Here is a 21,202-nt window from a genome sequence, read left to right on the forward strand (position 1 = left end):
GGATGCGGGCGAGAGCCCGCGGCCCGGTGGTGGCGGTGCGGCACACACCGCCCAACCACCCGATGAGCCCGTGACTGAATTCGCCGTGACCAGTCCCGCCCGACCTCGAACATCGAAGGACAACGGGCCGGCCGGCAGGAAGACGGCCCCGAGGCAGTAGTGGCCGGTCCGATGGAAGCGACTGGTTTCTGCTCCATCGCGCTGCAGACGCGCACGCCGGCCGCGGTGCCCGCCCGTCCCGGGGCGCTGCGCGACCTGGTCCGCGCGAGCGTCGAGCCGGAGGTCTTCAGCCCGTCGTCGAGGCCCGCTCCACCAGCCTCGGGGTGAAGCTGACATGCCGGGGGCTGGCGTCGGGGTCGGCGATCTCCTCCTCGAGCAGCGCGAGCGCCGTGCGCCCCATCAGGTCCGCCGGCTGCGAGACCGAGGTCAGCGGCACCACCGTGGAGCGCGCGAAGGCGATGTCGTCGTAGCCGACCAGGGCGATCTCCTCCGGCACCGCGATCTGGTGGCGGAAGGCGAAGGCCTGCAGCACCCCGACGGCGAGCAGGTCGTTGACGCAGAAGACGGCATCGGGGCGGTCGGGACGCGGGCGCGCGACCAGGCCCTCCCCGGCGGTGCGCCCGGCGAGCACGCTGAGGTCGTCGGCCTCGAGCACCTCGATCTCGATGCCGGCCTCGGCGGCGGCGCTCCGCGCGCCGTGCAGGCGGTCCGCGACCTGTCGCAGATCCTGCCGGGCGGCGACCACGCCGATCCGTCGGCGCCCCAGCGCCGCGAGGTGGCGCACCGCGATCTCCCCGCCGGCGACGTCGTCCACGCTCACCGAGGAGCCGCCGTTGGCGTTGCGCGCGCTCTCCACCAGCACCACCGGCGTGCCGCGCCGTCGGATGCCCTCGACCAGATCGCGGGTGCCGCCGGTGGAGGCCAGCAGGATGCCCCGCACCCGCTGCTCCTCGAACAGCGAGAGATAGAGCCGCTCACGCTGCTCCCGGTGACGAGTGCTGCCCGCGATCACGGCAAGCGAGGAGCCCTCCGCGGCCGCCTCGATGCCACCGACGAGCTGCCCGTAGAACGGGTTCCCGGAGTCCAGCACGATCGCGCCGACGGTGCGGGAGCGCCCCAGCTTCAGCTGCCGGGCGGCATCGTTGCGGACGTACCCGAGCTCCTGGATCACCGCCTCGACGCGCTCGCGCCGGTCCGGGGAGACGATGTCAGGACGGTTCAGGACATTGGAGACGGTGCCGACCGAGACGCCCGCGTGACGGGCGACGTCCTTCATGCTGACCAGACGCCCTTCGGGCACTCCCCCACGCTCCTCGGCTCGTCCGGATCAGCCCCGAGGGCGCGCCCTGGAACCGTGACGTCGAGACTGTATCGCGCCGGTCTCACCCGAGAAGCCCCGCTGCTTCCTCGATCACCGCGGCGCTGGAGACCGGGCCCCACCTCCCGGTGGGCGTCCCGGGCGGCGCGCGTGAGCTCGTCGCGCTGGGCGTCGCCCGACCAGGCCGTGACCCTCGAGGTCCCGGAGTGTAGGCACCGCCGTTGAAACGAGTCAAGGCCTTCCGGCGCAGAGTCGGCGCGCCCGCCGGACAGCCCCGAGCACGGGGAGCGGCGTCGCGGGCGCCGGCGGACGTCCCGGGGTTGTCGGTCGAAGGACGCATTGCTAGCCTCGTCGAAGCGTCCCTGAGTCGTTTCATAACCGGTGGACGGCTGCGGACAGCCGGTCGTCCGCGCGCCGCTGCCGTCGCCCATGGACCGCGTCAGATGCCGTCGCCGGCCGGGTCCCGGATCGGGCCCCGGCTGTGCACATCGACATGTCCGCAGGTCTCGACCGAGAGGTGACCCCCATGACCACGAGCAGCGACGCCGTGACGACAGCGCTCGCCGACGCGCGCGCGATCTCCGCGACGGGAGCGGACGGGCGGGCGCCGTGGTTGACCACTCGGGTCGCTCTGGACCGGCCACCGCACGCCGTAACCCGTGCCGAGCTGCTGGCCACTGCTCATGGCGTGTACGAGGCGACCGTCAACGGCGCCCCCGCCACGGAGTCCGTGCTGAACCCGGGCTGGACCGTCTACGAGTCGCGCCTCCAGGTGCAGCGCTTCGACGTCACCGAACAGGTCCGCGCCGGCGGCACGGAGACCGAGCTGTCCGTCCTGCTCGCTCGCGGCTGGTGGAACGGGGACTTCGGCTTCGAGGGCGCGAGGGCCAACTACGGCGACACCAACGCCGTCCTCGCCGCTCTGACCATCACCTTCGAGGACGGCACCGTCCAGCAGATCGTCACGGACGAGAGCTGGACCGCGACGGACTCCGCGATCACCTTCGCCACCCTGTACGACGGCCAGCACGAGGACCGGCGACTCGCCCCCGGTGCGCCGCGGCCGGTCCAGCTCGCGGAGATCGATCGCTCGACGCTCATCGAGCAGTCCTCACCGCTGATCACCCGCCATGAGTCACGCCGCCCCGAGAAGATCTGGACCTCGCCCTCCGGCCGGACCCTCGTCGACTTCGGGCAGAACCTGGTGGGCTGGCTCCGGTTCACCGTGACCGGGCCGAAGGGCACCGAGATCACGCTCCGCCACGCCGAGGTGCTCGAGGACGACGAGCTGGGCACCCGTCCGCTGCGCGCCGCCAAGGCGACCGACCGTCTCGTCCTGGCGGGCGACCCGGAGGGCGAGACCTTCGAGCCGACCCTCACCTTCCACGGCTTCCGCTACGCGGAGATCACCGGCTGGCCGGGAGAGCTCACGGCTGACGACCTCGAGGCCGTCGTCGTCCACTCCGACATCCGTCGCACGGGCTGGTTCGAGTCCGGCCACCCGGGAGTGAACCAGCTGGTGGAGAACTCGATCTGGAGCCAGCGCGGCAACTTCCTCGCCGTCCCCACCGACTGCCCGCAGCGCGATGAGCGCCTCGGGTGGACCGGGGACATCGCCGCCTACGCCGCCACCGCCGCCTACCAGTTCGACGTCAACGACTTCCTCCACAACTGGCTGCTCGACGTGCAGGCCGAGGCGAACCTCCCGCCGCTGCACTACGTGCCCTTCGTGGTCCCCGACGTGCTGAAGCTGCGCCAGGGCGGCGAGGACCCCTTCGCCGAGCAGGCGCCCGCGGAGGTCCCCACCGCGATCTGGGGTGACGCCGCCGTCTGGGTGCCCGAAGCGCTGTGGAACGCCTACGGCGACCTCGACCGGCTGCGCGCGCAGTACCCCGGCATGGTGCTCCACCTCGAGTCCGTCGAACGCGCCCTGTCCCCCAGCGGGCTGTGGGACACCGGGTTCCAGTTCGGTGACTGGCTCGACCCCGACGCACCGCCGCATGACGCGGCCGCGGCCAAGGCCGACCAGGGTGTCGTCGCCACCGCCTGCCTGGTCCGCTCGGCCCGGTTCGCCGCCGAGACCGCGCGGCTCCTCGGTGAGGACGCCGACGCCGGCCGCTGGCAGGACCTCGCCGATCGCACACTCAGCGCCTTCACGGCGGCCTACGTGCAGGCCGACGGTCGCATCCTCTCCGACTGCGCGACGGTGTACGCCCTGGCCATCGCGTTCGACCTGCTCGAGCCGACCCTCCGGGAGAAGTCCGCCGCGCGCCTTGCCGAGCTGGTCCGCGAGGCCGGATACCGGGTCTCCACCGGCTTCGCGGGCACCCCGTTCGTGACCTGGGCGCTGTCCGAGACCGGGCACATCGAGGACGCGTACCGCCTGCTGCTCGAGGAGGAGAACCCGTCCTGGCTGTACCCGGTCTCCATGGGCGCCACCACCATCTGGGAGCGCTGGGACTCGATGCTCCCCGACGGGTCCATCAACCCCGGGGAGATGACGAGCTTCAACCACTACGCCCTGGGCGCGGTGGCCGACTGGATCTACCAGGTGGTGCTCGGGATCCGGCCCGCCGAGCCCGGCTACCGCCGGATCCGGATCCAGCCCACCCCGGGCCCGGGCATCGACTGGGCCCGCGGCGCCTACGACTCAATCGTGGGTCGCATCGAGGTCTCCTGGCAGACCACGACCGCCGGGCTGCGCATCGAGGCCACGATCCCCGAGGGCGCCGAGGCGGAGATCGTGCTGCCGGGCGGCCCGTCCCACCGCGTCGGCGGTGGAACCCACACCTTCGGCTGAGCTCTGGCCAGGGCGCCGCTTCCCCCGTGGAACCAGCGCCCGCCATCCCGCGTACCGACAAGTTATGAGCGCCAGGCTTCCAGAAATGGAAGCCGGCCGCTCATAACTCCTCGGTCACCGGGCACGGGGTCCGCCGGGCAAGGGGTCCGCCGGGCGCGGGCACGAGGTGCCCCGGACGCGGGGCACAGGGGTGCGCCGGGCGCGGTGCGGGGGCCGGGGGCGCGTCGCCACACCCCCGGCCCCCGCCGACTCAGCCCTCGACCGGGGAGATCTCCCCGCGGAACATCTTCAGCACCACGAAGTTGTCCGCGTACGGTGCGTTCTCCAGCACCGGGTCGTCCGCGGTCGGGAAGCCCTGCACGCGGACGCCCTCGAGGGCGGGGTTGTTCCCGTACCGCTCGAAGATCGGGATGATCGGGAGCAGCTCGTTGAAGGCCAGCGCCACCGTGGAGACGTTCGCCTTCTGCTCCTCGACGTCGAGGCCCTCCCCGGACTGCGCCACCAGTGCCTCGAGATCCACGGTCCCGGCGGAGGTCTCGACGTCCTGCAGCGGGAAGCCGTAGCCCTTGCCGCCCTGGTTCTTGGCGATCGGGATGTTGTGCAGGAAGAGGTCCTGGACGAACGAGAAGTGCGGATGGGGATGGGCCGAGGAGCCCCAGGCCTGGATCGCCATCTCGAAGTCGCCCTTGTCGATGTCGATCGGGGCCTGCTTGTCGTCGAGGCCGCGAGCGGTGACCGCGATCCCGAACGCCGTCAGCTGCTCGGCGACGTCCTTGCCCGAGGCGGACCAGTCGGCGAAGGTCTGCGGGAACTGGATCTCGTAGGCGGCGGCGCTGCCCTGCGGGGTCATCCAGGTCTCGCCGTCCTTCGTCCATCCCGCCTCCTCGAGGAGGGAGGCGGCCTTGTCGAGGTCCAGCTCGTACGGGTCGAGCTTGCCCTTGACGTCGTCGGTCAGCCACTGGTCCACGAAGTTGTCCGAGAAGCCGACCATGTTGACCACCGCCTTGCCGGACTCGGCGAGCGAGATCTGCCCGTTGACCGCGCGATCGATGATGTGCGCGAAGGCCTTCCGGGTGCGCACGTCGGCGAACTCCGGGAACCGGTCCTGGTTGAGGTAGAGGGCGGGTCCCGAGTACACCGGGGGTCGCAGGATCGTGTACCCCGCGCCCTCGAAGGGATCCTCGGAGGCCGGGGCGAAGCCGTGGGTCGCGTAGTCGACGTCCGCGGACTGCACGAGCGAGGTGATCTCGGTGGTCTCCCCGTTGTAGAGCACCACCGAGTCGAAGGTGACCTTGTCGGCGCCGTAGCCGCTCTCGTTGCGCACCATCGTGAGCTGGGTGTTGGTGATGGTGTCGTAGTCGAAGTCGTACGGACCGGAGACGATGACGTTCTCGGGCTTGAAGGCCTGGAACTCGGTGCCGAGCGCCGCGCCGTCCCCGTCGTCCATGGTGCCGCCGGCCTCGACGATCGCCTGGGCGCGGTCGGCCCACTCCCCGTACTGCGCGGTGGAGAGGACGTTGCTCTTGAGCACGTAGCGCTCGAGCACCGCCGGCGGGTTCTCGAAGCTCACCACCACGGTGGTGTCGTCCGGCGCCTCCAGGCCCGTGATGAAGTCCCAGGCCGGGGAGCGCTGGATGAACTGCACGTAGAAGGTGGTCAGGTAGTCCTGCGAGGTCAGCGCCGATCCGTCGCTCCAGGTCAGATCCGGCTTGATCGTCACGGTGAGGGTCTTGGCGGCGGCATCGAGGGTGTGCGACTCCGCGATCAGGTACTCCCACTCCTGCTCCGCCCACAGCCACAGCGCCGACGGGGGGATCAGCAGGTCCCGGTAGATCCCGTCGCCGATGGTGGCCGTCGGCACGCCCGAGTAGGGCTGTCCGCCGAAGTTGAAGTGCCCCTCGGGCGGTGCCATGTACGGCCAGGCGCCGTGGAAGGTGCTGCTGCCGCCCGCTCCGCCACCGCCGCCCTCCGGCTCGGCGGGGCTGCAGGCGGCGAGTCCGGCGCCTGCAGCGGTGGTGAGCCCGACGGCCCGCAGGACGTCGCGCCGGCTCCAGGTCATGCTCATGAGTTCTCCTTGGTAGTGACGACCGGGTCGTCGATGAGGTCGGTCATCGCAGCGTCGCGATGCCGACGTCGGATACTGAGCCGTCGCACGACCACGCAGCCGACGACGATCCCGAGGCCGAGCAGGAGCGCGAAGATGCTCACGATCCGTTCGGCCGACCCGGCGACGGTGCCGGGGAGCATGAGGGCCGATCCCACCCCCACGAAGCAGCCGAGGGACAGCAGCGCCCTGGTGGCCACGTCGATCACGGGAGCTCGCCTGCTCCCGCTGCGGTGCCGGCCGAGGTCCTCGGCCGGGGGTCGGTGAGCACGGTGCAGGCGACGTCCTGGGCGGGCGCGGCCGGGGCCGTCCGCAGCACCGGGATGATCTCCCGGCAGCGGTCCTCGGCGAGCGGGCAGCGCGGATGGAACGTGCATCCGCTCGGCAGGTCCGCCAGGCTCGGGATCTCCGCGCTGATCAGTCCTGCGCCGGCCCGCTTCTGCCGGGTCAGCTCGGGGTCGGGCTCCGGCACGGCCTCCAGCAGCGCCTTCGTGTACGGGTGCTGCGGGTTGTTGATGACCTGCGGCGTCGGGCCGGACTCGACGATCTTGCCGAGGTACATCACCGCCGTGCGCCCCTCCCACGCGAAGTACTTCGCCAGCGCGAGGTCGTGGGTGATGTAGATGAAGGCCACGCCGTCCTGGGTGCGCAGCCTGGTCAGCATGTTCAGCAGGCTGACCCGGATGGACACGTCCAGCATCGAGGTGGACTCGTCGGCGATCAGCAGCCGCGGGGAGAGGGTCAGCCCGCGTGCGACCGCCACCCGCTGGCGCTGACCGCCGGAGAGCTGATGGGGGAACTTCTCGCGGTAGCTCGCCGGCGGCACCAGGTCGACCGTGGTCAGCAGCTCGTCCACGCGCTCGTCGACCTCGGCCGCGCCGTGGGCGAGGCCGTGCTTGCGCAGCGGGATCGCCAGCGTGCTGCGCACGGAGCGGATCGGGTTCAGCGAGGCGTAGGGGTCCTGGTGGATGTACTGCACGGCACGCCGATAGGCGTGGCGCTCGGCGCGGCTCATCTCGGCGAGGTCCTGGCCCTCGAAGCGGACCGCACCCGAGGTGGGGGAGGCCAGCCCCGCGGCCAGCCGGGCGGTGGTGGTCTTCCCGCTGCCGGACTCGCCGACCAGGCAGAGCACCTCCCCCGCGCCGACGCTCAGCGAGACGTCGGAGACGGCGGGCAGGTCCTTGCCCTTGACGTGGAACACCTGGGAGGCGTGATCGAGCTCGATCAGCGGGACGGGCGGGGAGGACTGGGGCGCGGGGTCGGCCGAGGTCTCAAGCACGCGCGATCACCTTCCGTTCATGGTGGACCTGGTCGTGGTGGATGCAGGCCGCCGCATGCGTCATGTCGGCCGGGCGCCTGGTGAGGGGGATCAGCTCGGGCTCCGCCTCCAGGCACTCCGCGGTGGCGAACTCGCAGCGCGGTGCGAAGGCGCAGCCGGGCGGCAGGGTCGCCAGCGACGGCGGGGCTCCGGGGATGGAGGCGAGCTCGGGCAGGTCCCCGGTGACGGGCGGGACCGCGTTGATGAGCTTGGAGGTGTAGGGATGCTTGGGGGTCGAGAAGATGTCGTGGGTGGAGCCGGTCTCGATGACCTTCCCGGCGTACATCGTGATCACCCGGTCGGCGAGCTCCGCCGCGAGCGCCAGATCGTGGGAGATGAAGATCATCGCGAACTTGTACTCGGCCCGCAGCTCGGCGAGCAGGTCGATCACGGTGCGCTGGGTGAGGATGTCCAGCGCGGTGGTCGGCTCGTCCAGCACCAGCAGGCGCGGGTGCAGCAGCAGGCCCGTCGCGATCAGCGCCCGCTGCTTCATCCCCCCGGAGAGCTCGTGCGGGTAGCTGCCGAGCACCCGCCGCGGTTCGAGCCGCACCGAGCGCAGGGCCTCGGCCGAGCGCTCGAGGATCTCGCGCCGGGCGATCCGGCCCGGTGCATGGTCGACGAGGGTGTCGGCCATCTGCTGGCCGATGGTGAGGACCGGGTTGAAGGCGTTCTGCGCACCCTGGAACACCATGGCCGCCTCGGACCACCGCCAGCGTCGCAGCTGCCCCGCCCGCATGGCGGTCACGTCCCGGCTCACCCCGTCCTGGCCGGTGTACAGGACGGAGCCGCCGGTGATCTCCCCGAGGGTCGGCAGCAGCCGCAGCAGCGCCAGGCCCAGGGTGGTCTTCCCGCATCCCGACTCGCCGACCAGGGCCAGCGAGGTCTCGGGGTAGAGGTCGAAGTTCACCCCGCGCAGTGCGCGCACCCGGGTGTCCTTGCCGGTGCGGTAGGCGACCTCGAGGTCCTTGACCGAGAGGACCGGGGCGTCGTGGTTCGTGGGCGTCGTCGGAGGCATCAGCGGTCCCTCAGTCGGGGGTTCAGGATCTCTTCGAGGGTGCGCGTCAGCAGGATCAGCCCCAGCTGCAGCAGGACGATCATCGTCACCGGGGCGACGATGTACGGCATCGCGTCCGGGTTGAACATCGCCCCCTTGGTCCAGGCGTCGTTGATCATGATTCCCCAGTTCACGCCGCTCTGCGGGGCCAGACCCAGCAGGTACAGGCCGACCATCGCGTAGATCGCGTTGGTGACGGCGATGATGAAGTTGATGAGGATGTAGCTGGCCATGTTGGGGACGATCTCCCCGAACACGATGCGCACCCAGCCCACGTCCAGCAGCTGCGCCGCCTCGACGAACTCGCGCTCCTTGAGCGAGAGCACCTGGGCCCGGATCGAGCGCATCAGCACCGGCCAGGTCAGCACGCCGATGATCACGCCCAGCAGCAGGGGCGAGTCCAGCTTGTAGAAGGCGCCGACGACGGCCAGCAGGACGATCTGCGGGACGGTCATGACGATGTCGGTCAGCTGCAGCATCAGGGCGTCGAAGCGGCCCCCGAAGTAGCCGGCCAGCGCGCCGATGGCCACCGCGATCACGGTGGTGATGGTCGCCGCCAGGAACCCGACCATCAGCACGGTCCGGCCTCCGATCACCAGCAGGTGCAGGGTGTCCTTGCCGCTGCCCTCGAGGCCCAGCCAGTGCTGGGCGCTGGGGCCTTCCCAGGCGCGGGAGGGGTCGCCGACCACCTGCGTGCCGAGCACCAGCGGCCCGGCCACGGAGATGACCACGATCGCCAGGACCAGGCAGAGGCCGACGAACCCGGAGGTGCTGCGGGTCAGCTCGCTGAAGAGTCGGCGCAGCGGGCTGACCCCGGCGGCCTTGCCGGTCGCCGGAGCCGGCAGACCGGTGCCGGCGGGCAGGGGCGGTGCTTCGGCGCTCATGCCGCGCCTCCTTCGCCGAGTCGGATCCGGGGGTCGAGGGCGGCGTTGATCAGGTCGGCGGCGAGGTTCGCGAGCACCACGGTCACGGTCACCACCAGCAGCACGCCCTGGATCATCGGATAGTCGCGGGCGTTGATCGACTCGAACAGCAGCAGCCCGACGCCCTCGTAGGAGAAGGTCTGCTCGACGAAGATCGCGCCGCCGACGATGAACCCCGCCTGGGTGGCGATCTGCGCGATCAGCGGCAGCAGCGCGTTGCGGCCCACGTAGTTGGTCTGGATGCGGGACTCCCGCAGGCCGCGCGCCTTCGCGACGGTCACGTAGTCCTCCCCCAGCACCTGGGTGGTCGAGGCCTTCATGATCAGCGCCCAGGTCCCGAAGGTGGTCAGGATGTACGTGACCATCGGCAGCGTCGCGTGGTAGCCGATGTCCGAGAGGAAGCGCAGCGAGAACTCCGGGGTCACTCCGGGGGACATGTTCCCGCGCATCCGGGTGTAGTCGATGACGCCGAGCTGGACCGCGCCGACCACGACGATCAGGATCGCCAGCAGGTAGTTCGGGATCGCGTGGAAGCCGCTGCCGATCACCGAGACCGCGTGGTCGAGGATGCCGCCCCGGCGGTAGGCCATGATCATCCCCAGCAGCAGGCCGATGGTGATCGAGATCAGCAGCGCCAGGCCCACGCTGTACAGGGTCCACGGCAGGTAGTGGGCGATCTTCTCGGTGACCGTGACCCCGGGGGTCGCGATCGAGGTGCCCAGGTCACCGCGCACCAGTCCGCTCAGGTAGTCGAGGTACTGGCGCCAGATCGGGGTCGCCGGGTCGAAGCGGAAGTAGGTGCTCGCCTCGGTGGCCGCCTGCTCGTAGCTCTTCCCGTACAGGGCGATCTGCTGATTGATGTAGACGTCCACGGGGTTGCCCGGCAGCAGGCGCACCATGAGGAACACACCAGAGGCGACCACCCAGATCACGAAGGCGGAGCGCAGCAGGCGCCGCAGGATGAACGAGTGGTAGATCCGGTGCCCGAGCGTGGCGGGCGGCCGGGATCCGGGCGGAGCGGGGGATGGTGCGACGGCGACGGTCATGGTTCTCCTCAGCCGAGCGACGGTGCTCGAACTGTAACGAGTCTCTCACTGCACGATTACGGGAGTCTAGGTCACAATTTGAGCAACATCGGTCACGAAGCCGCGATCGGGACCACGAATCTCCCCGACTCGCCCACCGTCCTGCCGCGGACTCCGCGACCGCAGCGCTCAGCCCTCGAGGCTCCGCCGCAGCACGGGCACGGTCCCCAGGCCGGTGGCGACCCCGTCGAGCGTCCGCTCCAGCTCCTGCTGCTGGAACCGCTCCCCGTAGGCCCGGTGCGCCGCGGCCACCTGCGCCGCGGCGACCTCCGCGTTCTGCGGGGCCGCGGCGGCCGCGGCGGTGGTGCCGTGGATCCGCAGCCGGAGCCTGGAGACGCCCGGGCCCAGGTGCCCGGTGAGGTCGATCCGGTACGGCGGCCGCCACAGGACGCCCACCTCCTGCCCGTCGACCTCGACCACCGCGATCTCCCGCACCGGGGGCTCGAGCAGGGCCCGGTACCCGCTCCCGCCGTCGGGCGGCAACGGGCGTCCCTCGCCGAGGTCGAGCACCAGCGGACCGCGGGCGGCGGCCTCGTCGAGCCGCACCGAGGTCTCCAGCAGCACCGGGCGGAGGTCGGCGTCCTCACCGTGCACCAGGTGCGGCAGGTGGACCTCGCGCGGCTCCTGCCCGGAACGGGATACCCGCCACGGACCGTCGAGCGGGAGCGGCGGCGGCTGCTCGACGCGGGGACCGACCGGCGCCCCGGCGGCCGGCGCCCCGGCGGCCGGCGCCCCGGCGGCCGGCATCCCGGCGGCCGACACCTCGTCGGCCGCCACCAGCAGCAGCGCCTGGTACGGGGCCAGATCCAGCCGGCCGCCGCCGGGCGGGAGCGCACGGGTCGCGCCGTCGGCGGGGTCGTGGACGGCCAGTGCGGCGCGGGGTGCGCGCAGGCGCACGTCGACCGCGCGCGGGGTGGGCCCCGTGTTGACCAGCAGGTACAGGTCCCCGTCGGCCAGCCGGCGCCGCACCGCGCCCACCTCGCCGCCGTCACCGCGCAGCTGCAGGGGTGGGACGAGAACCTCCGCCAGGGCGGTGCGCAGGGGGCTGTGGCCGCCGCCGTCGGCGAGGTCGGCCGCGGCGGCCGCCATCGACAGCATCGCGTGGTCGACCAGCTCCTCCTCGTCGACGGCCGGGGGCGGCATGGCCACCGGCACACCGGCCGGGTACGCCGGGGAGTCGACGGCGAGCACGGAGCCCCCGGCCTCGCGCACCCGATCCAGCCAGGCCACGGTCGCCGCGGGCAGGCGGGAGACCCTGGGCAGCACGACCACCGGATAGGCGGCCGGGTCCAGGGTCTCCAGCGCCTCGTCGTCGACGAGGTCGAGGTCGTAGCCGGCACGGCGGATCACCGCGGGGAGCTGCTCGCCGATGTGGGCGCGGCAGGCCCGCCACAGGTCGTGGCCGGCGCCGTGGGCGGCGCGGACGTCCCCGTACGGCAGGTACAGCGCGACGTCCGCCCCCGGGTCCCCGCGGCGCAGGGCGTCGCAGAGCCGGGTGAGGTGGGCGCTGAGCGCGGGCATCGCGGGCCACCAGGCGTTGCGGTCGTCGAGCGCGCCGGCGGCGTAGAAGGTCCAGCCCAGTCCCGGCGCGTCGGGCGGGCTGTACGGCCAGCCGTGCCCCACGAGGTGGGTGATCCCGAGCAGCAGGTGCTCATGCGCCTCGCCGAGCAGGTCCAGCGGGGCGGCGCGGAAGGAGGGGGAGCGCACCCAGGTCCAGACCTCGCTCGAGACGACCTCGCGGCGGTCCAGATGCGCGGCCGAGGAGGCCCAGCGGGACTGGGTCAGCGCCGTCCACCCGGCGCCCTCGCCCTCGATGAGATGGGCGCCGCGCTGGGCGCTCAGGGTGATCGGCGGCTGCCCGTACCCCTGCAGGCGGAAGCGCAGGCCGCGCTGCTGCGCCCAGTCGGTACAGACGGCCACGAAGTTCTCCTCGACCAGCTCGGAGAGGGTGCGGCCGAAGTCCTCGCGCAGCTGCGCGGCGCCGGGGCCCTCGACCTCGAGCAGGTGCAGCACGGGCAGCAGGTCGTAGCCGCGTCGCGCCCGGAAGTGGTCGGGCAGGGCGGCGGTCCATCCGGCCTCGTACACCTCGAGGCTGTCGCTGAACACGGACCCGAGCAGCTCCGCGGGCACCGCCTCGAGGAGCGCACCGCCGACCACGTCGAGGTGGTGGCGGACCGCTGCTGCGCTCAGGTGGTCCAGCACGGGTCCCTCGGCGCCGGCGGCGGCGCGCTTGACCTGCTGTCCGGTGACCTCGGACCAGGCGATGAGCACGGTGCGGGGCCCTCGGCCGGCTGCGATCTCGAGCCGGGCCCTGCCGTCCCCGGGCGGGGTCTCGAGCCGGGTCCAGCCGGACGGCGGCAGGCCCTCTGCGAGATGCACCGAGACGAGCTCGTCGCCGGGCCAGGACGGGGTGAGGTCCCAGCTCAGCGGCGCAGGGCCGAGGTCACGGCGCTCCCAGCGCAGGCGGCGGGAGGCGTGCTCGGGCCCGATGTGGGCGCCGCCGTAGGACCAGCCGCTGCCGAGGGTCACGTCCAGGCGCAGCCCCAGCTCACGTGCTCGCTGCGCGGCATGGCGCACCTGGCCGAGCACCTCGGGGCTCAGGTAGTGCGGCGCACCCTCCCGCAGCGGGTACACGAACGCGATCTCCGCTCCGCCGAGGCCCGCGGCGGTCATCGCGTGCAGCTCGCGATCGATCTCCTCGCGGTCCACGTCGGGCCCGAACCACCACCAGCGCATCAGCGGCCGGGCGGCCCGGTCCGGGTCGGCGAGGGCGCTGAGGACCTGCTGGACGGTGTGCGTGCTCATGGAGCTCCTCCGGGACGGGGAACGGGTCGGCGGCCGCGGGAGGTCAGGCCCCGGGCGGGGCCCAGCGGTGGATCGCGTCCGCCCGAGCCCAGCGCACGCCGAGCTCGCTGAAGGGCCGGCCGGTCTCCAGGGCGACCGCCAGGGCCTGCTCGATCTCCTCGACCACCGGATGGGCGGCCTCCCCCTCGCCCCGCCACTGCACCGACTGCCCGTCGATCGGGGTGGGGTCGGGGACGGACTGGATCGCCTCCAGCACGGCCGAGAAGGCCCCGGTCGAGCTCAGCGGCGAGATCAGCGGGCGGCTGCGGTCGCGCACGTGCGCGATGAGGTCCTCCATCAGGTCCCGGCGCTGGTGCCGCAGCTCGACGACGGCGCCGTCGGCGCCGGTGCGGGTGGAGACGTCGTCGGTGTAGAGGAGCCGGTGCGCGCCGGCCGGTCCGCTGATCTCGACCCAGGGCGCGTGCTGCTCGGGCGCCGTGGTGGTCAGGGCGCACACCACCGCCGGGCCGCTCCCGGTGGGGTCGATCCGCAGGAAGGTGGTGTCGTCGGCCTCGATGTCGTGGGCGCGGCGCAGCTCGGTGGTGACCTGCGCGATGTCCGAGACCTGCTGGATGCCCGCGATCACGAGCGCGGCGTGGAGGGCGTGGGCGAGGGGGTTGGTGGCCACCCCGTCGGCCACCCGGCGGCCGTTCAGCCGCCGCTTCCCCGCCCAGGCGGAGCGTGCGTAGTAGGCGCGGTCGCGGCGCCAGGCGCCGTGCGCCCGCACCGTGGTGACCCCGCCCAGGGCGTCGTCGGCGACCTCCTCGCGCAGCAGGTCGACCCCGGCCCCGCCGCGGGCCTGGAAGCCGACCTGCACCGCACGGCCGGCGCGCTCCGCGGCGGCCAGGAGGCCCCAGTGGTCATCGAGGGCGGGCACCGGCGGCTTCTCGAGGTACACGTCGAGCCCGGCGGCCAGCGCCTCGGTCGCCAGCGGCACATGGGTGTCGATCGGGGTCGCGATGGAGACGATCTCCGGGCGGTCCGCGTCGGCCACCGTCTCCAGCAGCGCGGCGAGGGAGCGGTGGTGGAGGGCGCGCAGCTCCGCGGGCGGCTCGGCCACGTCGACCGCTCCCACCAGGCGGGCGCTCCCCTCCCGCTCCAGGCGGGCGAGGTTGCGCAGGTGGACCTGCCCGAAGCCGTGGGTCCCGATCAGCGCGACCCGCACCGGCCGCGTCACCGGGCAGCTCCGAGGGCGGCCGGCGCCGCCTGCGAGCGCTGCGGGCGGATCAGGTCCACGCCCAGGCAGTCGTCCACGTCGACCGCTTGGCCGGTCTCCAGCGACACGTTCCCGCAGATGCCCACGGCGATCGCCCGGAACCCGTCGATGTGGTCGGAGGTCCGACCCAGCGGATCCTCGGCGACCCCCTCGAAGATGTCGCTCAGCAGCAGGGCGTCACCGCCCCCGTGACCGCCCTCCCCCGCCGGGATCTCGACCTCGCGGGCGGCCTCGAAGTGCTTCTGCACGACCAGTCGCTCCCCGCGGTGACGGGCGCCCGCCGCGGCCGTGGTGTCGGCGACGGCGCTGGGGTCCAGGACGGACTCCTCGCCCGCGGGCACCACCTCGGCCCGCTCGACCACCTCGAGCTCGGCGCGGCCCGCGGTGCCGTTGACCGCGACCCGGTAGCCCTCCCACGGGCTGTGGGCGTTCAGCGCATAGGTCAGGACCACGCCGCCGGTGTAGTCGACGATCGCGGTGAGGTTGTCCTCGGTGGTGATGCCGGGCCCGAACACGGACTGGTCGCGCTGGTACCCGTCGTGCTGCTCGGCGTCCAGGTAGAGGGCCCTCAGGCGCTCGTCCTCGCGCAGGTCCAGCTCGAAGGGATCGTGGGGGCCGTCGTGGGTGCCGCGGGCGGGCAGCGGCTCCTGCCCGCGGGCGGCCGCGTTGTCCTGGCCGTAGAAGCGCAGGCCCCCGCGGGCGTAGACCCGCTCCGGCACCGCGTCGGTCCACCAGTTCACCAGGTCGAAGTGGTGGGAGGCCTTATGGACGAAGAGGCCGCCGCTGTTGGTCTTGTCGCGGTGCCAGCGCCGGAAGTAGTCGGCGCCGTGCTGGGTGTCCAGCACCCATTCGAAGGTCACCGAGACCACCTCGCCGATCTCCCCCGAGGTGATGATCCGCTTCAGCGCGGTGTTGCGGGGGCTGTAGCGGTAGTTGAAGGTGACCAGCACCTTCCCGCCGGTGCGGGCGATCGCGTCCTCGATGCGGCGGGCGCTCGGCGCGTCGATCGTCAGCGGCTTCTCGACCACCACGTCCGCGCCCGCCTCCAGGGCGCGCACCACGAAGTCGGCGTGCGTGCGGTCGGGCGTGGTGACGATGACGCGCTGGATGCGGTGCTCGGCGATGATCCGCTCGAGGTCCTCGGGTCCGGCGAGCTCGACCCCGGCGAACGCCTCGTGGCGGTCGCGGTGGAACTCGCGCCGGCCGGGGTTGGTGTCGAGCATCGCGACCAGCTCGGCGTCCGCGGCGTGCGGGCCGGCGATCGCGTCGAGGTACATCTGGGCGCGGTGGCCGGTGCCGATCAGTGCATAGCGGGTGGGCATGACTCTCCAGGGTCGAGCGGTGGGTGGGGGCACGGGCGCGGGGCGGCCGACGGTCCGGTGGACCCGTCGGCCGCCCCGCGCAGGCTCATTTGATGCCGGTGGTGGCGAAGCCCTTGACCAGGAACCTCTGGCCGAACAGGAACACCAGGAATAGCGGGATCAGGGAGACCACCGACATGGCGAACATGGCGCCCCAGTCGGAGGAGCCCTGGGTGTCCAGGAACGACTTCAGCGCCAGCGGCACGGTGAAGTTGTCGGGGGTGGTGAGGTAGATGAGGGAGCCGAAGAAGTCGTTCCACATCCACATGAAGGTGAAGATCGTGGTGGTCGCCAGCGCCGGCAGCATGAGCGGCAGGATCACCTGGAAGAAGGTCCGGAAGTGCCCGGCGCCGTCGATGCGCGCGGCCTCGTCGAGCTCGCGGGGGATGCCGCGGATGAACTGCACCATGAGGAACACGAAGAAGGCGTCGGTGGCCAGGAACTTCGGCAGGATCAGGGGGAGCATCGTGTTCACCCAGCCGGTCTGGGAGAACATGATGTACTGCGGCACGATCACCACGTGGATCGGCAGCATCAGGGTCATCAGCATGATCGCGAAGGCGATGTTGCGGCCCCAGAACTTCAGCCGCGCGAAGGCATAGGCGGTCAGCGAGCAGGCGATGAGGTTGCCGATCACGCAGCCCAGCACCAGCAGCGTCGAGTTCATCAGGTAGTGCGAGAACGGCTGGGCCAGGGACTCCCAGCCGCGGGCGTAGTTCGAGAAGTCGAGGCTGATGGGGAACAGGCTCGGGTTGCGGAAGATCTCCTCGTTGGGGCGCAGCGAGGAGACGACCATCCACAGCAGCGGATAGACCATCACCACGCTCGCCACGATCATGAACGCATGGCGCAGACCGCGGCGGCCCAGGCGTCGCGGGCGCCGCTTGGGGGTGATGGGGCCGGTGGAGGCCCCGCCCGCGGCGGAGGCCCCGGCAGGGACCGGTCGGCTCTGAAGATCAGTCATCGTAGAACACCCAGAACTTGGAGACGAAGAAGTTGATGGCGGTGAAGATCGCCACGATGATCAGCAGCAGCCAGGCCATCGCGGAGGCGTACCCCATGTCGAACTGGGTGAAGCCCTTCTGGTACAGGTACAGCGTGAAGAACATCGTCGAGTCCGACGGACCGCCCGTGCCGCCGGAGACCACGAACGCCTGCGTGAAGGACTGGAAGGCGTTGATGACCTGCAGCACCACGTTGAAGAAGATGATCGGCGTGAGCAGCGGGATCGTGATCCGGAAGAACTGCGCGAACTTCGTGGCACCGTCCACGGACGCGGCCTCGTAATACATCTCCGGGATCTGCCGCAGCCCGGCCAGGAAGATGATCATCGGCGAGCCGAAGGTCCACACGTGCAGCAGGATGATCGTGCCCAGCGCGGTGTCGGGGTTGGAGACCCAGCCGGGCAGGTTCTCGAAGCCGAGCATCCCGCCGATCTGGTTGATCAGGCCGTTGGCGCCGAACATCTGGCGCCACAGGATCGCGATCGCGACCGATCCGCCCAGCAGCGAGGGCAGGTAGAACACCGAGCGGTAGAACGACAGCCCCTTCATCCCCTGGTTCAGGATGACCGCCAGCAGCAGCGCCGCGATCAGCTGCAGCGGGGTGCCCACGAACACGTAGATGAACGTGACCACGAGCGAGTTGTGCAGGCGGGTGTCGGCGATCATCTCCTTGATGTTCGCCAGGCCCACGAACTCCGGCGGGGCCAGCAGGCTGTAATCCGTGAACGCGAGGACGAACGACGCGATCATCGGGATCAGCGTGATGCCCAGCAGTCCGATCAGCCAGGGCAGCATGAACACGATCGCCGGCTTGTTGTCGGGGTGCTTCTCCTTCGCGCCGCCCTTCTTGCGGTTGGACACGATGGAGGCGAGTTCTCCCACCGCACTCATAGGCTTCTTCCCTTCATGGTTGGTCCGGGGCCGCCGGCCCGGCGAGCAGAGCTCGCTGACGGGGCCGGCGGCGCCGCGGGGGCGGTGGTCAGACCAGGGCCGCGTCGAGGTCGTCGACGAGGCGCTGTCCGCCCTCGGCAGGGGTGATCCGGCCGAAGAGCATGTCCTCGACGACCCGCTTGAGGATCGACTCGAACTCGCCGCCGCCCTGCGGGGTGATCTCGGGGGCGTCGCCGAGCTCGGGCTCGATGGCCTCGAGGTAGTCCACGGCCATCAGGTTGGCCTCGTCCAGGTCCGGCACGACCGCCTCGCGGACGCTGAGGTTGCCGGGCACGCCCCGCTCGACCGAGAGGATCTTGCCCGCCTCGGGGGAGTTGACGAGGAAGTCGACGACGGCCAGGGCCGCCTCCGGGTTCTGGGTGGACTTGGAGATCGACCAGTACATCGAGGCCTTGTACCAGAGCTGCGCATCGGCGGCGGAGCCGGTCACCGACGGCGGCCGCAGCACGGTGACGCCGCCCTGGACGGCGGCGTCGTGCGCGACGACCTGGTTGGACCAGGCCACCGTCATCCCGAGCTTCCCCGTGGCGAACAGGGTCTGGTCGAGGGTCTGGTTGGCGTCCTCCACCGAGGCGCTCGCGTCGGGGCCGGCGGTGCTGTCCGCGATCCGCTGGGTGAACTCGAGGAACGAGGTGGCGGTGGCGGCGTCGAAGCCGACCCCGCCGTCCTTGTACTGGTCCTGGCCCTGCTGGCGCACCCACACCTGGAACGCGGCCTGGATCAGGCCGATCTGGGACACGCCCCAGATGCCGTCCTCGGTGCTCTCGGTGATCTTCACGGCGGTGTCGATCAGGTCGTCCCAGGTCCAGGTGGTGTCGTCGGGGATCTCCACCCCGGCCTGCTCGAACAGGGTGGGGTTGATGAGGAAGGTCATCGCGTTCAGGCCCGCGTTGATCGCGACCAGGCCGTGCTCGGGCACCTCGCCGACCTCGACCGAGCCCTCGGCGAAGTCGCTGGTGTCCAGGCCTGCCTCGGCGAGGTCCAGGAGGGTGCCGCGCCCGCCGTACTCGCTGAGGTACTTCTCGTCCATCTGGATGATGTCGGGGATGTCGCCGCCGGCGGCCTGGGTGGCGAGCTTGTCCCAGTAGCCGCTCCACTCCCCCGGCTCGAGGGTGATGGTGGTGGCGTCGTCGACCTCCTTGAAGGCCTCGATCACCTTCTCGGTGTTCTCGTCACGGGTGGGGTTGCCCCACCAGGTCAGGCGGAGGGCGGCGGAGCCGTCCTCGCCGCCGCCACCACCGGAGCCGGAGCCGCCGGAGGCGTTGGGGCCGCAGGCGGCGAGTCCGGCGAGGCCGGGGACGGCGAGACCGAGGGCGAGGGCGGAGCGTCGGGTGAACATCAGATCTCCTTTGATCTTGGGGAGCGCGGGTGGGGAACGGGTCCGGGGGCCGTCGTGGCCGGTCCGGTCGGCGCGGTGCCGCCGTGAGGCGGTTTCTGGTGGAACTCGTTGAACGGTTTCAGGCGCTGCTGCGCCCTCGACCTGCTGCCGCCGCTGCGGGCACTGCGTCCGTGAAGTGGCTCACCATAGGAAAGCGCTTGGCGGCATGGATGTCAAGTCTCTCGGCGCCGCCGATCCCGCGGCTCGTTCAACGTTGCACATCAGCGCTCCCCGCCCGGCGGCGAGCGCACGTCCCGCGCCGGGCGACCCCGCCGGCCATCTTGCTCCGGCGGCCACCCGCGGTCTAGGGTGACCGCGCCCACACTTATGAATCGTCTCAAGACGCCGCCTCAGGGCGTCCACGGCGCGCTGCCGCCGCGTCGGCCCCCTCGGCCGCCGCGCACGGTCGGCGCCGACCGCTCCCGAACCGCTCCCGAAGCCGGTGGCCCCGCCGCCGCCCGCCCGCCGAGCCCGTCACCGGGCCCCTTCCCACCCCTGTCCCGAGAGGATCGATGATGATCACCCGCCGAAGCACCCTGGCCCTGCTCGCCGCCGCCGGCGCCCTCCCCGCCCTCGCCGCCTGCGGCCCCAACGCCTCGAGCAGTTCGGGCGAGGAGGGCGGCGGAGCCGTCCGCTGCTACTGGTGGGGCGGAGAGCTGCGCGAGGGCATGACCCGCGAGGCCATCGACCTGTTCACGCAGTCGCATCCGGAGATCGAGGTCTCCCCGGAGTACAGCGAGTGGACCGGCTACTGGGACAAGCTGGCCACCCAGTTCGCCGGCGGCGACGCCCCGGACGTGCTGCAGATGGACGAGGCGTACATCGACTCCTACGGCACCCGCTCCTCGCTGCTGGACCTCGAGACCGTCGCCGAGCAGCTCGACCTCAGCGCGATGGACGCGGCCGTGCTCGAGACCGGTCGCCTCGCCGACGGCACGCTGGTGGGGGCGCCGCTGGGCATCGGCATCTTCTCCGTCGGCGTGAACCCGACCCTCCTCGAGCAGGCCGGGCTCGAGATGCCCGACGACACCACCTGGACCTGGGACGACTTCGCCGCGCTGACCACAGCGGTCAGCGACTGGGGCAAGCAGGCCGGCGAGGACGTGGTCGGCTTCGACTTCTTCGGCACCAGCATGGCCGAGCTCAGCGCCTGGGCCCGGCAGAGCGGCGAGCAGCTGTTCCCGCGCGAGGACGAAACGCTGATCAGCCAGGACACGATCGTCGCCTACCTCGAGTACGCGCGCTCCCTGGTCGAGTCCGGCGCCACGGTCGGACCCTCGGAGCAGATCGAGGACTTCGCCGCGGGCGTCGAGCAGGGGCGCTTCGGCAACAACCGCTCCGCCTTCCACCTCCAGTTCCACACCCAGGTGCAGACCTTCCAGGCCTCCTCCGGCGCCCCGCTGCGGCTGCTGCGCCTGCCGGCCCGCACCAGCGGCGACCACCAGATGGTCAACAAGGCCTCGATGTACTGGTCGATCGCCGCCTCCAGCGCCGACCCCGCCGCGGCGGCGACGCTGGTGGACTTCCTGCTGCGCGACCCCGAGGCCGCCAAGGTCCTCAAGATCGAGCGGGGCGTCACCGCGATCCCCGAGCTGCAGACCGAGATCGAGTCGGTGCTCGACGAGAACGAGCTGGTCTCCCTCGACTTCGCGCGCGACATGCAGGCCGAGGTGGTGCGCCCGCCGCTGGTCACCCCCGCCAGCGGCGTCGGCTTCAGCGACGAGCTGTCCCGGCTCGGGGAGGAGTCCCTGTTCGGCACCCGCCCCCCGGAGGAGGTCGCCGAGGAGCTCCTGACCCTGCTCACCGGCATGCAGCCCGAGCTGTGACCACCGTCCCCTGAGCCCTG

General features: G+C 71.7%; 15 protein-coding genes. 2 read left to right on the forward strand and 13 right to left on the reverse strand.

The annotated features are described in order from the left end of the window. Positions 1–286: 286 nt before the first annotated feature. Entirely contained in the window at positions 287–1,300 is a 1,014-nt protein-coding gene (locus tag ACOJUI_RS15690) for a LacI family DNA-binding transcriptional regulator (protein ID WP_422115859.1), read from the reverse strand. Positions 1,301–1,844: 544 nt separating this feature from the next. On the opposite strand from ACOJUI_RS15690, the gene ACOJUI_RS15695 reads away from it, so the two are divergent. Next, on the forward strand, positions 1,845–4,118 hold the full coding sequence (locus ACOJUI_RS15695) for a family 78 glycoside hydrolase catalytic domain (RefSeq protein ID WP_422115860.1): 2,274 nt from the start codon (positions 1,845–1,847) through the stop codon (positions 4,116–4,118). Between the two features lie 250 nt (positions 4,119–4,368). On the opposite strand, the gene ACOJUI_RS15700 is transcribed toward ACOJUI_RS15695, so the two are convergent. The 12 genes from ACOJUI_RS15700 to ACOJUI_RS15755 form a co-directional block, all read right to left on the reverse strand. Continuing rightward, positions 4,369–6,183 (reverse strand): ABC transporter substrate-binding protein, encoded by a 1,815-nt coding sequence (locus ACOJUI_RS15700; protein ID WP_422115861.1) that lies wholly within the window; start codon positions 6,181–6,183, stop codon positions 4,369–4,371. Then, complete coding sequence (locus tag ACOJUI_RS15705) at positions 6,180–6,431, reverse strand: hypothetical protein (protein WP_422115862.1); 252 nt, start codon at positions 6,429–6,431, stop codon at positions 6,180–6,182. The genes ACOJUI_RS15700 and ACOJUI_RS15705 overlap by 4 nt, the downstream gene beginning before the upstream one ends. Next, the gene (locus ACOJUI_RS15710; RefSeq protein WP_422115863.1) at positions 6,428–7,501 is read right to left on the reverse strand and encodes an ABC transporter ATP-binding protein; all 1,074 of its coding nucleotides are present in this window, start codon (positions 7,499–7,501) and stop codon (positions 6,428–6,430) included. The genes ACOJUI_RS15705 and ACOJUI_RS15710 overlap by 4 nt, the downstream gene beginning before the upstream one ends. Continuing rightward, positions 7,494–8,555: an ABC transporter ATP-binding protein gene (locus tag ACOJUI_RS15715; RefSeq protein WP_422115864.1), complete on the reverse strand. Its 1,062-nt coding sequence runs from the start codon at positions 8,553–8,555 to the stop codon at positions 7,494–7,496. Before ACOJUI_RS15715 ends, ACOJUI_RS15710 begins: the two co-directional genes overlap by 8 nt. Beyond that, entirely contained in the window at positions 8,555–9,478 is a 924-nt protein-coding gene (locus tag ACOJUI_RS15720) for an ABC transporter permease (protein WP_422115865.1), read from the reverse strand. The genes ACOJUI_RS15715 and ACOJUI_RS15720 overlap by 1 nt, the downstream gene beginning before the upstream one ends. After that, positions 9,475–10,563 (reverse strand): ABC transporter permease, encoded by a 1,089-nt coding sequence (locus tag ACOJUI_RS15725; RefSeq protein WP_422115866.1) that lies wholly within the window; start codon positions 10,561–10,563, stop codon positions 9,475–9,477. Before ACOJUI_RS15725 ends, ACOJUI_RS15720 begins: the two co-directional genes overlap by 4 nt. 168 nt (positions 10,564–10,731) lie before the next feature. Beyond that, a complete protein-coding gene (locus tag ACOJUI_RS15730; protein ID WP_422115867.1) occupies positions 10,732–13,407 on the reverse strand; it encodes a glycosyl hydrolase in 2,676 nt (891 codons plus the stop codon). A gap of 43 nt (positions 13,408–13,450) precedes the next feature. Beyond that, positions 13,451–14,623 (reverse strand): Gfo/Idh/MocA family protein, encoded by a 1,173-nt coding sequence (locus tag ACOJUI_RS15735; RefSeq protein ID WP_422115868.1) that lies wholly within the window; start codon positions 14,621–14,623, stop codon positions 13,451–13,453. Beyond that, the gene (locus ACOJUI_RS15740; RefSeq protein WP_422115869.1) at positions 14,620–15,984 is read right to left on the reverse strand and encodes a Gfo/Idh/MocA family protein; all 1,365 of its coding nucleotides are present in this window, start codon (positions 15,982–15,984) and stop codon (positions 14,620–14,622) included. Before ACOJUI_RS15740 ends, ACOJUI_RS15735 begins: the two co-directional genes overlap by 4 nt. Before the next feature lie 85 nt (positions 15,985–16,069). After that, positions 16,070–16,987 carry a carbohydrate ABC transporter permease gene (locus ACOJUI_RS15745; protein WP_422115870.1) on the reverse strand — a complete coding sequence of 306 codons (918 nt, stop codon included), beginning with the start codon at positions 16,985–16,987 and terminating at the stop codon, positions 16,070–16,072. Beyond that, positions 16,980–17,918, reverse strand: a complete 939-nt coding sequence (locus ACOJUI_RS15750) for a carbohydrate ABC transporter permease (RefSeq protein WP_422115871.1) — start codon at positions 17,916–17,918, stop codon at positions 16,980–16,982. Before ACOJUI_RS15750 ends, ACOJUI_RS15745 begins: the two co-directional genes overlap by 8 nt. Before the next feature lie 88 nt (positions 17,919–18,006). Then, positions 18,007–19,317, reverse strand: coding sequence for an ABC transporter substrate-binding protein (locus ACOJUI_RS15755; protein WP_422115872.1), 1,311 nt, complete (start codon positions 19,315–19,317; stop codon positions 18,007–18,009). Between the two features lie 554 nt (positions 19,318–19,871). On the opposite strand from ACOJUI_RS15755, the gene ACOJUI_RS15760 reads away from it, so the two are divergent. After that, positions 19,872–21,182, forward strand: a complete 1,311-nt coding sequence (locus tag ACOJUI_RS15760; RefSeq protein ID WP_422115873.1) for an ABC transporter substrate-binding protein — start codon at positions 19,872–19,874, stop codon at positions 21,180–21,182. Positions 21,183–21,202: the final 20 nt, after the last annotated feature.

This window comes from Brachybacterium sp. UNK5269 (assembly GCF_049266655.1).
Taxonomy (GTDB): Bacteria; Actinomycetota; Actinomycetes; order Actinomycetales; family Dermabacteraceae; genus Brachybacterium.